General features: G+C 64.3%; 13 protein-coding genes and 1 pseudogene. 11 read left to right on the top strand and 3 right to left on the bottom strand.

Going from position 1 to position 13,654, the window contains the following annotated elements; translation table 11 throughout:
- Positions 1-58: 58 nt before the first annotated feature.
- The 8 genes from ACH2DW_RS09975 to ACH2DW_RS09940 all read left to right on the top strand — a co-directional run bounded on the left by ACH2DW_RS09975 (position 59) and on the right by ACH2DW_RS09940 (position 7,134).
- A complete protein-coding gene (locus tag ACH2DW_RS09975; RefSeq protein ID WP_394929595.1) occupies positions 59-1,369 on the top strand; it encodes a glycosyltransferase family 4 protein in 1,311 nt (436 codons plus the stop codon).
- Positions 1,370-1,382: 13 nt separating this feature from the next.
- The gene (locus tag ACH2DW_RS09970; RefSeq protein ID WP_394929594.1) at positions 1,383-2,153 is read left to right on the top strand and encodes a class I SAM-dependent methyltransferase; all 771 of its coding nucleotides are present in this window, start codon (positions 1,383-1,385) and stop codon (positions 2,151-2,153) included.
- Positions 2,150-3,235 carry a prenyltransferase gene (locus ACH2DW_RS09965; protein WP_394929593.1) on the top strand — a complete coding sequence of 362 codons (1,086 nt, stop codon included), beginning with the start codon at positions 2,150-2,152 and terminating at the stop codon, positions 3,233-3,235. Before ACH2DW_RS09970 ends, ACH2DW_RS09965 begins: the two co-directional genes overlap by 4 nt.
- A 126-nt stretch (positions 3,236-3,361) precedes the next feature.
- A complete protein-coding gene (locus tag ACH2DW_RS09960; protein ID WP_394929592.1) occupies positions 3,362-4,201 on the top strand; it encodes a lysophospholipid acyltransferase family protein in 840 nt (279 codons plus the stop codon).
- Positions 4,202-4,296: 95 nt separating this feature from the next.
- The gene (locus ACH2DW_RS09955; protein WP_394929591.1) at positions 4,297-4,743 is read left to right on the top strand and encodes a GatB/YqeY domain-containing protein; all 447 of its coding nucleotides are present in this window, start codon (positions 4,297-4,299) and stop codon (positions 4,741-4,743) included.
- Positions 4,744-4,778: 35 nt separating this feature from the next.
- Entirely contained in the window at positions 4,779-5,918 is a 1,140-nt protein-coding gene (locus tag ACH2DW_RS09950; RefSeq protein WP_394929590.1) for an MFS transporter, read from the top strand.
- Complete coding sequence (locus ACH2DW_RS09945; RefSeq protein ID WP_394929589.1) at positions 5,915-6,295, top strand: nuclear transport factor 2 family protein; 381 nt, start codon at positions 5,915-5,917, stop codon at positions 6,293-6,295. The genes ACH2DW_RS09950 and ACH2DW_RS09945 overlap by 4 nt, the downstream gene beginning before the upstream one ends.
- 95 nt (positions 6,296-6,390) lie before the next feature.
- Complete coding sequence (locus ACH2DW_RS09940) at positions 6,391-7,134, top strand: hypothetical protein (protein WP_394929588.1); 744 nt, start codon at positions 6,391-6,393, stop codon at positions 7,132-7,134.
- A gap of 3 nt (positions 7,135-7,137) precedes the next feature.
- On the opposite strand, the gene ACH2DW_RS09935 is transcribed toward ACH2DW_RS09940, so the two are convergent.
- Positions 7,138-9,405 (bottom strand): xanthine dehydrogenase family protein molybdopterin-binding subunit, encoded by a 2,268-nt coding sequence (locus tag ACH2DW_RS09935; RefSeq protein WP_394929587.1) that lies wholly within the window; start codon positions 9,403-9,405, stop codon positions 7,138-7,140.
- 63 nt (positions 9,406-9,468) lie between these two features.
- Positions 9,469-9,909, bottom strand: coding sequence for an SRPBCC family protein (locus tag ACH2DW_RS09930; protein ID WP_394929586.1), 441 nt, complete (start codon positions 9,907-9,909; stop codon positions 9,469-9,471).
- An 81-nt stretch (positions 9,910-9,990) separates the two neighbouring features.
- Here ACH2DW_RS09930 and ACH2DW_RS09925 point away from each other — a divergent pair, with 81 nt between their 5' ends.
- The 3 genes from ACH2DW_RS09925 to ACH2DW_RS09915 are packed head-to-tail and all read left to right on the top strand — an operon-like array spanning position 9,991 to position 12,956.
- Positions 9,991-10,683 (top strand): nitroreductase, encoded by a 693-nt coding sequence (locus ACH2DW_RS09925; protein WP_394929585.1) that lies wholly within the window; start codon positions 9,991-9,993, stop codon positions 10,681-10,683.
- A gap of 51 nt (positions 10,684-10,734) precedes the next feature.
- Positions 10,735-12,036 (top strand): lanthionine synthetase LanC family protein, encoded by a 1,302-nt coding sequence (locus tag ACH2DW_RS09920; protein WP_394929584.1) that lies wholly within the window; start codon positions 10,735-10,737, stop codon positions 12,034-12,036.
- Between the two features lie 38 nt (positions 12,037-12,074).
- A complete protein-coding gene (locus ACH2DW_RS09915; RefSeq protein ID WP_394929583.1) occupies positions 12,075-12,956 on the top strand; it encodes an alpha/beta fold hydrolase in 882 nt (293 codons plus the stop codon).
- Between the two features lie 3 nt (positions 12,957-12,959).
- Here the strand turns inward: ACH2DW_RS09915 and ACH2DW_RS09910 are convergent.
- Positions 12,960-13,654: pseudogene (locus ACH2DW_RS09910) on the bottom strand (monooxygenase); the annotation flags it as partial.

The raw sequence follows: 13,654 nt of genomic DNA, 5'->3' as shown, positions 1-13,654 counted from the left end.
TGTCACTCCGTGCCGCTCCGTTACCAGACGGTAACAAGGCGCCGATATCGTATTCCGAATGTCATCGGCGGGATACCACCGGCTCCTGGACCCCAGTGAGCCCCTGAAGCTCGCATATCTGACCTATCGCGGCAAGCCCCACGTCGGCGGGCAGGGCGTCTACACCCGCCACCTGACGAAGGCGTTGGCGGACCTCGGACACACGATCGAAGTCCTCGGCGGGCAGCCGTACCCCGTGCTCGACGAACGGGTTCCGCTGACCAAGCTTCCCAGCCTCGACACCTTCAACGACCACTACCCCGGTCGTGTTCCTGGCTTCTGGGAGATCAAGAACCGTGACGACCTGCTCGAGATGGCGCAGTACCTCACCGGCGTCTTTCCCGAGCCGATGGCATTCAGTTCGCGGGCCAAGCGCAATCTGCTTCCTCGCGCGACGGAATTCGATCTCGTCCACGACAACCAGTGTCTTGGCTACGGGATCCTGAAGATCGAAGAGCAAATTCCCACCATCGTCACGCTCCACCACCCAATCACCAAGGACCGCAAGCTCGAAATGGAGCACGCGAAGAACCGGTACAAGCGGTGGTCGGTCGGACGCTGGTATTCATTCGTCAAGATGCAGGGCAACGTCGCGTCGAAGTTGCCGCGCATCGTCGTCGTCAGCCAGAACTCGATCGACGACATCCACACCGACATGGGCGTCTCGAAAGATCGGATGCGTCTGGTGCCGGTCGGCGTCGACCCCGACCTCTTCAAGCCACTCGACCATGTGCAGCGCCGTCCAGAACACCTCATCACCACGGCATCGGCCGACGTGGCACTGAAGGGCCTGTCATACCTGCTCGAAGCAATGGCCAAGCTGCGCACTGAGCGCGATGTCACGCTGACGATCATCGGCAAGCCGCGTCCGGGCCACTCGATGGATCTCATCGACTCGCTCGGTCTGAAACCGCATATCGAGTTCGTTTCCGGCGTGACCGACGAACGCATCGTCGAGCTGTACTCCGAAGCCGAGTTGGCCGTCGTCCCGTCGCTCTACGAAGGCTTCTCGCTGCCGGCGATTGAAGCAATGTGCTCTGGTACGCCACTCGTCGCGACCGACGGCGGCGCACTTCCCGAAGTCACGGGGACCGACGGCGAGACCGTGTTCGGTTGCAAGGCCGGCGACGTGGGCAGCCTTGTCGATGCGCTCAAGCGCGGCCTCGACAATCCCGAGGCCCGGGCGCGGATCGGCGCGGCCGGCCGCCAACGAGTTCTCGACCGGTGGACCTGGCGGCTGTGCGCCGAGCAGACCGTCGAGCAGTACCGCGAGGTACTCGCCATGCCCGACAACATCGCCAAGCTGAAGCGCAACGGGCGAATCAAATAGGACGCACTGCGACATGCTGACGATCAAGTTCGACAAACTCGGCCTCGCGCCCGGTGACAGAGTCCTCGATGTCGGGGCCGGCTTCGGCCGCCACGTCTTCGAGTGCGCTCGGCGCGGCGCTGACGTGGTCGCGCTGGACTACGCCGAAGACGAGGTCGTCCAAACACGGGCGACCCTCGGCGCCATGGTCGCCGCCGGTGACATCGACGTCGAGCGGTTCAAGGGTGTTCTTCGTGGAGACGCGACCAAGCTGCCGTTCGACGACGGAGCGTTCGACGTCGTCATCACTTCAGAAGTTCTCGAACACATCCAAGACGATGTTGCGGCCATCTCCGAGATGGTGCGCGTCCTCAAACCCGGCGGCATGTTCGCGGCCACCGTGCCTGCTTGGCTGCCAGAGAAGATCAACTGGATGCTCAGCGATGAGTACCACGCACCGATCAGCGTCGGCGGGCATGTGCGGATCTACTCTGCGACCGAGTTGAAAGCCAAGCTCGTCACCGCCGGCCTCGACCCGCGGGGACAGCACCGTGCACATGCGCTGCATTCGCCGTACTGGTGGTTGAAGTGCGCGGTCGGGCCGACAAACGACGATCATCCGCTCGTGACGAAGTACCGCGAATTTCTCGAGTGGGACATCATGACGCAGCCCAGGTCGACGAAGATCGCCGAGAAAGTCCTCTCACCAGCACTCGGCAAGAGCATCGTCCTCTACGGACACAAGCCCGCGACATCACCCATCGGGACAGACCCCAAGCCTGATCCGGTGGAGGTGGCGAGATGAGTGCCACTCCCTTCCTCGACGGTGTCGCGACCGCCGACGAGATCCGCGCAACGGCCGAACACCTGGCATCGCTCCAGCTGCCGTCTGGCATGATCCAGTGGTTTCCCGGCGGCCACAGCGATCCATGGAACCACATCGAATCCGCAATGGCACTCGACGTGGCCGGTCTGCACAAAGAGGCGGAGCATGCCTACGAGTGGCTTGCTGAAATCCAACGCGACGACGGCAGCTGGCACGCCTACTACCGGCCCGACGGGTCGGTCGAGGATGCCAAACTCGACTCGAACGTGTGCGCCTACATCGCCACGGGCGTGTGGCACCACTGGCGCAGTACGTGGGATCGCGGATTCGCAGAGAACATGTGGCCCACCGTTGTTCGGGCACTGGACTTCGTCATGTCGCTGCGCCGCGATGACGGTGTTCCACTGTGGGCCGTTGAACCCGACGGACAACCGTGGGACTACGCCCTACTGACTGGAACGGCCAGCATCCAGCACGCGCTGCGCTGCGGCTCACACATCGGCGAGGCACTCGGCGAGCCGCGACCTGACTGGAGCCGAGCTGCAGCAACGATGTGCGAGGTCATCCGCACCCAGCCCCACGCCTTCCAGCCGAAAGATCGGTGGGCAATGGACTGGTATTACCCCGTGCTGACCAGCGCCCTCACCGGCGCACACGCCAAGGCCCGGATGGCCGACGGGTGGGACCGCTTCGTGATGGAGGGACTGGGCGTTCGATGCGTCGACGACGAGCCTTGGATCACCGCATCTGAGACCGCCGAGTGCGCGATCGCCTACGCCACCCTCGGCGACATGACGACGGCAACCGATCTGCTCCGATGGACACAGCCACACCGCAACATGTCGCCGTCGGGCGCACCGCTGACCGCAACGCCGGATGCTGCAACCGCTGGTGCGTACTGGACCGGCATCGTGCATGGCGGCGACGAGGGCCGCGTGCTGTTCCCGTTCGATGAACACACGTCCTATACCGCTGCCGCAGTGATCCTCGCCGTCGACGCAATCACGCAGACCACGCAGGCCGCCGACCTCTTCGTCGAGCGCACACCTTTTCTCTCGTAGCGCTCCAATCCGCCCCAGCGCCCAGCCACCGCGGCGAGCCCGTTAACGGCGGGGTCGGGAGAGCAGACGTCACTGAGTGACGTCCCACCAAGGGCCATCTACGACGGCTTGCCTATGCTCGGCGAGATGGAATCGAAGGTGGTCCGATCGGTGCTCAGCATCTGGAGCTGGCTGGTGCTCGGAGCGCTGGTGCTGATATTCACGCCGATCGTCGCCGTCGTCCGGTTGGTGACGATGCCGTTTGACAAGGGCGCGTACGCCGCCGGCTATGTGTTCCGCAAGCTCACGCCAATTCACTCCGCGTTGAGTCCGCTCTGGAAGTTCTCGACGTCCGGCTCGCTTCCCGACGACATGCGGCGCCCCTACGTGGCCGTCGCGAACCACGAGAGTTTCGTCGACATCCTGCTCATCTCGCACCTGCCGACAGAGTTCAAGTGGCTGTCCAAGGCCGAGATCATGAGGATCCCAGTACTCGGCTGGATGATGCGGCTGGCACGAGACATCCCGCTCGAACGTGGCGACACCACATCAGGGCGAGCGGCTCTCGATCAAGCACGTGAGCGCCTCGACACGAACGTGTCGGTCATGATTTTCCCTGAGGGCACCCGCTCGCGGACAGGCGAGATGCGCAAGTTTCGGGCGGGAGCGTTCAAGCTCGCGATCGAAGGGCAACACCCGATCCTTCCGATGGCGGTGCATGGCACCCGCGACTGCCTGCGCAAGAGCGACTGGCGCCTCGGACGCGCTCGGGCGGAGGTCCGCGTGCTCGAACCGATTCCAACAGAGGGGCTGACCGAGAACGATCTGCCCGAGCTGCGCGAGAAGGTCCGAGCCGCCATCGAGCAGGGACGCCAGGACCTCCGCGACGAGCACGGCTACGTTCCGCCAGTCATCGGCGAGGCCGAGGCAGCGGCCGCTGAAGCCGCCGACGCAGCGCGCAGCGGAAGTACACGCGACAGCGACTGAGCCTGCCGTTCATCGACGGTCAATCTGGCAATCAGCTCGGCCCCGTCGCACAACCAATCACCCGAACCGCTCGCCGCTCGGCCACAATGGTGTTCATGTTGATCGAGCAGATCCGAACCGACCTCAACGTTGCCACGAAGGCTCGCGACTCGGTCCGCCAGCGGACGTTGCGCTCGATCATCGCTGCGGTGCAAGAAGCACAGGTCTCCGGTGACACGGCGAAGGAACTCGACGACGATGGTGTGATGGCGGTGCTCAAGGCGCAGGTCAAGCGGCGTATCGATGCTGCTGAAGCCTTCGATGCCGGCAACGCCGCTGATCGCGCTGCTGCCGAGCGGTCCGAGCAGGAAATCATCGAGGGATACCTCCCTGCAGCGATGACCGACGAACAGCTCGAGTCAATCGTCGCCGACGTCATGCAAGCAAACGGGTTCGTTGAGAAGGCCGACATGGGTCGGGCCATGAAGGCAATCAACGCCGAGGTTGCCGGGCGCGCCGATGGTCGCCGCGTCGCCGACCTGGTCAAGTCACGCCTCGCGTGACATCGCCACACGCTCGCTCGCCGGAGACCAGCTGAATGCAGGTTCCCGTCAGGCTGCTCTCGGCGCTACGACCCTCGGTTGCACCAGCGCTCCTGGTCGCCATTGCCTCGAGCACCGTCGTGTTCGTCTCGACGCCGTTCCTCCTCGCCGGGGTCGCAGAACAGCGCGACGTATCGATCGGGACGGTTGGCTGGATCTCGACAACACAGCTGTTGGGGTTCGTCGTCGCTTCCTTCCTGGGCGGCCGCTACCTGACACCGATCCGAGCGGTGTTCATCGGCGGCGCACTGCTCGGCTGCGCGGCAAACCTGCTGTCGGCAATTGCGCCGACGCTGCTGGCGCTCTCGGGCGCACGATTGCTCAGCGGCCTGTCGCTGGGGTTGGCCGCATGGTTCGGGTGGCAAGCCGCGTTCGGTGATGCAGAAAAGACCGGCGATGTTGCGGTGATCGGCCCGCTGGTCGGTGTCATCACCGCTCCTGCGGTGTCGGCGCTGATCCAGTCCATCGGGATCGATTGGCTCTTCGTCGTGCTGGCAGCGGTGACCGCGACTCCCCTGCTGTTCGCGCACAAAGTCCCGCGCACCGTCCCGCGCACCGAACGCCAAGGCCGCCGTGACCGGCATGCACCGACTCGCGCCGCCCGGGTCATTCTGATCGCCCTCACCTTCATCACGCTCGGCGGCTCATCAGTGTTCATCTTCGCCGCGGCGATCGGCACCGAGCTGAACGGCCTCGACCCGTTCACCGTGTCGATCCTGTTCAGCTGCAACTCACTGGTGGCCATCCCGGCGGCCAGATGGCGCGGCAACCGAGGCCCGGCAGGTTTCTGGTACTTCTGCACAGCACTGATGGCCATCCTGCTCGCCAGCGTCCGCAACCAGTGGCTGTTCGGGTTTGGGCTGGTGGCGTGGGGGTTTGTCTTCTTTATGGCGACACCGGCGGTGTTCGGACTGCTCGCATCTCGGTCGGCGTATCCCGCTGAGCGCGCAGGCGACGCGCAAGCCGTGATGGCACTGGGCCGCGTGTTTGGTCCCCTGCTCGGTGGTGCCTTGATTTCGCACGGTTCAAGCGTTGCCCTCGGCTTCTGCGCCGCCGGAATCATGGGAACAGCGTCACTGGCACTGCTGTATGTCGATCGACGGACCCTGCCAGTGATCGGAGCGCGTCTCGCATGACGGACATCGATCGGGTCAGCGCAGCGAATCAGTCGTTCTACATCGCGCATGAGACGCGCGATATCGAGGCCATGACAGCGATCTGGGAGCACAGCGATCGTGTCGTCTGTGTGCATCCCGGCTGGCCGATCCTGCGTGGCTGGGACGACGTACTGCAGTCATGGGTCGGCATCTTCCGGGGTCCCGGCCAGAGCCAGTTCATCTTGACCAACGAGTCGATCTCGACCAAGGGCGACATTGCCTGGGTGACGCTCGACGAGAACCTCGTCGACGCCAACGGTGCCGGAACCATCGCCGCCACGAACCTGTTCGTCCGCGACCACGAAGGTGAGTGGAAGCTCGTCACTCACCACGGGTCGCCTGTGATGAACCGATGATTGGACCACACCGGACCCTCCGCTGGCTGTCCGCTCCTTGATGCGCATCGCTCCCGGCATCGAGTTGACGACACGCGTCGGTCCATACTGACCGGATGAGCGATGCCACCGAACTCGCCGCCTGGTCGGCACCCGCTGTCAACCTGCCCGAACATGCGGACAATGCCATCCACACCGACGCCGGAGCGCGAGCTGCCGGCTTCCCGTCTGCGCTCGTTGCAGGCGTCACCGTCTACGCCTACATGACGCACGTCCCCGCAGCAGCGTGGGGCCCCGACTGGTTGCGTGGAGGCGGCGCGCACGTTCGATTCCGCTCTCCCATTTTCGACCACGACCTCGTCAACTACGTCCCGACTGCCGCTGGACGCAACAGCGGGACGGTCGAAGCGCAGGTCGACGGAGTGACGCGCTCAGCGTGCACCGTGGCTCGCGTGGGCAGCCCGCCCGAGCGCTGCACCGGCGTGGGCGAGCAGCTCGTCCCGATCGAGTTCGTCGCCGACGAGTCGTGGGCAACGTACGCGACACGGGCCGGTGACGATCTCCCGATCTACTCCGACGACCAGATCCTCCATCCAGTGACGTGGATGCGCATCGCCAACCAGTTCTTCCACGAACAGATCGTGACCGGTTCGTGGATTCACGTCCGCAGTCATCTCCTACATCACGGGGTCGCCCGATTCGGCGCAACGCTCGAAGCAACCGCAGTCGTCGTCGATCGATTTGACTCTCGTGCCGGCGAGCGGGCGATCCTCGACGTTCGTATCAGCGCAGACGGCCAGCCCGTCGCGACGTACGAGCACGAAGCCATCGTGCAGCTTGCCGAGGACGTCGGGGGCTGACGCTCAGTTCATCGCGCGCCACACCCGCTCGGCGGTGGCCGGAATGTCGATGTGCTGCACACCAAGGTGGGCGAGCGCATCGATCACAGCGTTCTGCACCGCCGGTGTTGCACCGATCGTGCCGGATTCACCGATGCCCTTCGCGCCGAGCGGGTTGCGCGGGGTCGGCGTCTCTTGCGGGATCCGTTCGAACATCGGGAGCTCGGCAGCCGAGACGAGCGCGTACTCGGCCAGGTTGGCAGTCTGCGGGTTGCCGTCTTCGTTGTAGACGAACTCCTCCATCAGCGCCTGTGCAATCCCCGACGCGACGCCACCGTGCACCTGTCCTTCGACGAGCAGTGGGTTGACCATGGTGCCGGCATCGTCGCACGCGATGTGTCGGCTGATCGTGACATTCCCGGTGTCCTTGTCGACCTCGACCACCGAGAGATGGACACCGAACGGAAAGGTCGCACCAGGCGGCTGGAAGTCGATCTCGGCACGCAACATCACGTCGGTCGTTTCGGCTTCGTGACCTGCGATGTCGCTCCACGACTTGCCGATGGCCGGTGTCCCGGCGACCGAGAACAACCCGGTGTCGGTGTCGAGCACGATGTCGGCCGCGTCGGCCTCAAGCAACTCCGCAGCGATTGCTTTGGCGCGCTCAACCACGGCCTCGGTTGCCTGCCACACCGCGCTCCCCCCGGCCTGGAGCGACTTCGAACCGCCGGTGCCCCCACCGCGTGGCACCTCGGCGGTGTCGCCGTGACGGACCTCGATTCGGTCGATGTCGATACCCGTCAGCTCGGCGGTCAGCTGTGCGAATGCGGTGTGATGGCCTTGCCCGTGCGACGACGATCCGGTGAGCACAATCGCTGACCCGTCGGGTTGAATCTCCACGCTGCCATATTCAGAGTTGGCCATCGGATTGGCGATTTCCACATACGCGGCCCAGCCGAGGCCGAGGAGTGGTGCCGACGGGTCGGTGCGCCGACGCTGTTGTTCCGCGCGTAGGGCGCCATAGTCGGCCGCGTCGAGGACCGCGTCGAGTGCCGTTGCGTACTCACCCGAGTCCATCGAGGCACCCATCGGCGTGGTGAAGGGAAAGTCGCTGGGGGCAATGAAGTTTCTGCGGCGCACCTCAGCGGGGTCCATGTCGATCTCGGCAGCGAAGCGGTCGACCATCCGCTCGATCGCGTGCGCTGCTTCGGGGCGACCGGCACCGCGATAGGCGCCCATCGGCACGGTGTTGGTGACCGCAGACTGAAATGAATAGTCGACGTTGGCAATGTCGTAGACACCGGTCGCCATTTGCCGCGTGATGAACGGCAGTACCGCCCCGACGAGCGGATACGCCCCGCCGTCTTGGGTCTCGTGGACGCGGTAGTGAGTGATCCGCCCATCGCGCGTCCCGCCGACCGATGCGTCGAACTCGCAGCCTCGGCCGTGGACGAGGCCGAGCATGCTCTCCCACCGTGTCTCAGCCCAGCGCACGGGCCGATCAAGCATTCGCGCGACGAGCGACACGATGATGTCTTCGGGGTACCCGCCATTCTTCGCGCCGAAGCCACCACCAACGTCGGGACAGATCACGCGGACCTGATCGGCGTCGACACCGGTCGCTGCGGCAAGCGTGTCACGCGTGCCGTGCGCCCCCTGCGTGGTCGCCCACTGGGTGAGGAAGGGACGACCATCGTCGCCCGTCGACCACACCGCGACGGTGGCACGCGGTTCGAGCGGACAGGGCGCCAGTCGTTGGTTGCGGAACGTGAGATCGACGGTGACGTCGCACCCCTCGAAGAAGTCGTCGCCCGACGACGACGGATGCGCAAAGGTGACATTCGTGCCGGCCTCAGGGAAGAGCAGCGTCTCGTCGCGCACCGCATCACGCGCGGTCACCACGACCGGCAGCGGTTCATCCTCGACCACCACAAGGTCCGCTGCATCGGCGCCGACCGATGCCGAAGTGGAGAGGATGACTGCAAGCGGTTCGCCGACATATCGCATGCGGTCGGACGCAAGCCAGGTGCGAGTCATCACCTGGTTGAGCATCGGCATACCCGGCGACTGTGGCTCAAGGCCAAGATCGGCAGCAGTGAACACCGCGACGACGCCATCAAGTTCGAGTGCGTCGCTGACGTCGATGTTGACGATCTCGGCATGCGCGACCGACGCCCGAACAAAGGTCGCGTGGAGCGCGTTACCTGGCGCAAGGTCGTCGACGTACTTGCCGCCGACCGTCAGGAGATCAGGGTCTTCTTTGCGGACAACACGCGTCCCAAGGATGCTCATAGGGACCGAACGTAATCGCCATCGCGGCGCCTGTCTTCACCCAGGGCTGGGCGGCCCGACGGCTTACTTCTCGACGAGCGCTGCGAGTCGTTCGAGTGTCGCTTCCATTGCGACCGGATGCTTCTTGGGATAGCCCGCCAGTTCGATCGCCTTCGGGATCACTGCGGTCGACCAGTCGAACGTCTCGGTCACCTTGGTGGCAGCCCCACCGTCGATGGACTCGAGCTCGTAGCGCCAGCGGTGCTTGCCCCTGTGCGCCCATGCGATCAGCGTGCCCTCGTCGAACTCGACGACCTTGCTTGAGATGCGATATGGCAACGGCCCCATTTTCATGTCCATCCCGAACTTCGAGTCGAGTTCAAGTCGGCCTGAGTCGCCACGAACTTGCTGCAGCATGCCCGAGCCATCAAAGTCAGCGTGACGTGCCGGATCGGCGAGCAGGTCGAAGATCACCTCCGGAGATGCCTTGATCTCTCGGGTCACGGACACCATTTGTTCAGCCATGGCCGCCACGGTACCCGCCGCCCCTCGGACGTCGAAACCGTCGAATCGCTCCGAGCGCTCCGCACCGAGCAGAATCGGTGCATGACGCAGACCCTCGATTTTGAAACCCTCGTCGCGACGCGACGGAGTATCCGCGGCTACAAGCCCGACCCGATTCCCCAGCAGCTGATGGCGGAGATCATCGAAATTGCCAAGCGGGCACCGTCATCGATGAACACGCAGCCGTGGAACTTTCATGCGGTCACCGGTGCACCACTCGAACTCATTCGGGAAGGCAACACCGAGCGCATGATGGCCGGAGCTGCAGTGGATCGCGAGATCAAAATGGCCGATCACGGATACCAAGGCGTGCACCGCGATCGCCAGGTCGAGATCGCGATTCAGCTCTTTGAAGCAATGGGCATCGAACGCGACGACAAGGCCCGCCGCCAAGACTGGGTGATGCGTGGCTTCCGCCAGTTCGACGCTCCGGTTTCAGTGGTCGTCACGATCGACCGCGCGTTGGCCGACGACACGGTCGCTCACTTTGACTGCGGCGCCGCGACCTACGGGCTCGTGCTCGCCGCAACCTCAAAAGGTCTCGGTTGCGTCATCAACGGCCAAGGCATCATGCAGTCGAGCGTCGTTCGCGAGCATGCCAACATCCCGGAAGACGAAGTCATCATGACGTGCGTTGCGATGGGGTACCCCAACACCGACTTCGTCGCAAACGACGTGGTCTCGCGTCGCGCCGCAAACGACGACGTCGTCAACTTCGTCGGCTTCGACGACTGAGGCAGCGCTGCCACTGGCAGCACCCTCACGACCAATCGGTAGTTTCCGTTCATGGCCGATCAGGACATCTTGCAGCAGGCACTCGAAGTCGAGGCATTCATTGCGTCGTGTCAGGTCGACGGCGCGGCCGGTCCAACCTGGTCGCGAGTTCCCGGCGGAGGGCCCAGCCGGCACACGCTGTATCACGGCAGCGCAGGCGTCGTGCTCTTCTATCTTGAGCTCCATCGCGCCACCGGCGAGCAGCACTATCTCGACACGGCAATCAGCGGCGGTAACGAGATCCTTGCGTCACTCGACGATGGTGACGTCTCGGTGGCGATCTACAGCGGTCTGCCGGGCGACCTGTTCGTCCTCAACGAGCTGGCGAAGGCAAGCGCGCAGGGCAAGTTTCGAGACGCTGCTGCCGGGCTGGTTCGCAAGATGGCTGACCAATCCCAGCAGCTCGGTTCCGGCATTGGTTGGATCGAGCCGATTCCGTTCTCGGACATCACGGGCATCACCGGCGAACGCGAAGTACTCGACCTCAGTATCGGCGCAGCAGGCGCCGGCATCGGGTTTCTCTACGCCCACCGCAACGCGCTCGATCCCCATGCCCTCGAATGGGCCATCAAGACCGCTGACCGTTTGATCGAGATGTCGGTCGATGGCGAGGGCGGCCCGAACTGGCTGATGATGGCCGACATGCCCTTCCCGTTCGACGCGCCGAACTTCGCACACGGTGCTGCTGGCGTCGCCTACTTCCTCGCCGATCTGCACCGTGCGACAGGCGAGCAGCGCTATCTCGACGTGGCGATCGCTGCAGCTGGGTACGTCGAAGCGCACACGGTTGACAATGCTGGCGGCCATCTCGTGTGCCATACCGACCAGAATCCGGGGCTGTACTACCTCGGGGTGTGTCATGGCCCACCCGGCACTGGCCGACTGATGTATCTGTTGCACGAGATCACTGGCGACGATCACTGGCTTGAGTGGCTGCACACGAACATGCGCGGCCTGCTTGCAACCGGCGCACCCGAGTCGCGCAGCACGGGGTTGTGGAACAACTTCGGGCAGTGCTGCGGTGATGCGGGCATCGGTGATTACGCACTGTGGCTGCACCGGTCCACCGGCAATCCTGCGTACCTCGACGTGGCCCGGCGGATCGCTGCGGTCATCATCGAGAGAAGCACCGTCGATGGCAGTAGGCGCTGGTGGGAGCAGGCCGAGCATCGCAGCCGCCCCGACTTCGTCGAGTCGCAGACCGGCTACATGCAGGGCGCTGCAGGCATCGGCAGCTTCCTGCTGCACCTTGCCACCAACGACGAGGTCGACGTCGCGAAAATCCCCCTCCCTGACGTCCCTTTCACGAACTGAACCGAGTAACTCAGCGCACTGGGCGCCATGATCCTGCGATGCCCACGACCACTGTGAACGACATCGACATCTGTTACGAGAGCTTCGGCCCCGACGATGCGCCACCGTTGCTGTTGGTGATGGGTCTCGGTGCACAGATGACCCTGTGGAGCACGGGGTTCATCTCCGAACTGCTCGAGCGCGGTTTCCGCGTGATCCGGTTCGACAACCGCGATGTCGGACTGTCGACCAAGACTGCCGGGGACCCCCCGGATGTGATGGCGCTCTACGTGCAGTCAATGGCCGGCGAGCCGGTCGAAGCGCCGTACACCCTCACGACAATGGCCGCCGCCGCAGTCGGCCTGCTCGATGCGCTCGGCATCTCAGCGGCGCACATCGTCGGGGCATCGATGGGCGGGATGATCGTGCAAATGATGGCGATCGAGCACCCCGAGCGAGTGCTGTCGTTGACCAGCATCATGTCAACCACCGGTGCCTCCGATGTGGGCCAACCAGACGCGGCGGCGCTCGGCGCATTGCTCACTCCACCGCCGACCGACCGAAACGGAGCGATCGAGGCCAACATCACGACATCGCGCATCATCTGCGGACCCCTCTTCGACGAGACCGAAGCACGAGGACGCGCCATTGAGGCGTACGACCGCTGCTTCCACCCGGCCGGATCGGCGTTCCAGATCGCGGCCATCGCCGCCACCGGCGACCGCACCGAGCGGCTCGGAGCCGTCAAGGTTCCAACCCTCGTGGTCCATGGCCGCGAGGATTCGCTCATCACACTGTCGGGCGGCGAAGCAACCGCTGCTGCCATTCCTGGCGCCGACCTCGTGGTGTTTGGTCAAATGGGCCACGACATTCCCGACGTGTACTGGTCGCAGCTGGCAGACGCCATCTTCGGCACCGCCATTCGCGCCGACATCCAGTGAAGATCAGGTGATCTCGCAACCGTCGAGGTCGCCGGACTCACGCCACTGCGTCATCATCTCGAAGAACTTCACCGGGCCCCCGCCGTAGCTGGCACTGAAAAAACCATTCGGGTTCTCCGCCGCGCCCTCGTTGTTGTAGTAGCCGGGCGTGCACTCCGCCCGGAAGCGTGACCCCATGCGGGCTTTGGCATGCATCTCAGCGACCCACGCGTCTTCGCCTTCCTTCGTGGCCTCGACCTGCGTCCCACCCTGAGACCGCACCTGGTCAAGCAAGTACGTGACGTGCACCGCCTGCTCATTGAGCGTCTGCGGCACATTGACGGTCACCGCGCCTTGCGTGAAACCGAGGAAGAACGCGTTTGGGAACCCCTCAGTCTGGAGACCGTGCAACGTGCGCAGACCGTCAGCCCACTTGTCGCTGAGCACCTGCCCGCCGCGCCCGACAATGTCATATCCGGAACGTCGGGTATACGTCGTGCCGACTTCGAAACCGGTAGCGAAGATGATGCAGTCAAGTTCGTAGTGCTCGCCGTTCGCGACCAACCCCGTCTCGGTGAAGCGGTCGACGCCCTTGCCCTCGGTGTCGACCAAATGCACGTTCGGCCGATTGAACGTCGGCAGGTATTCGTCATGGAAGCACGGCCGCTTGCAGAACTGGCGGTAATACGGCTTGAGCGACTCGGCCACGTTTGGGTCAT

Source organism: uncultured Ilumatobacter sp., assembly GCF_963980585.1.
In the GTDB taxonomy this organism is placed as follows: Bacteria; Actinomycetota; Acidimicrobiia; order Acidimicrobiales; family Ilumatobacteraceae; genus Ilumatobacter_A.
The sequence above is the reverse complement of the archived record's forward strand: the minus strand, read 5'-3'. Positions and strand labels throughout refer to the sequence as shown.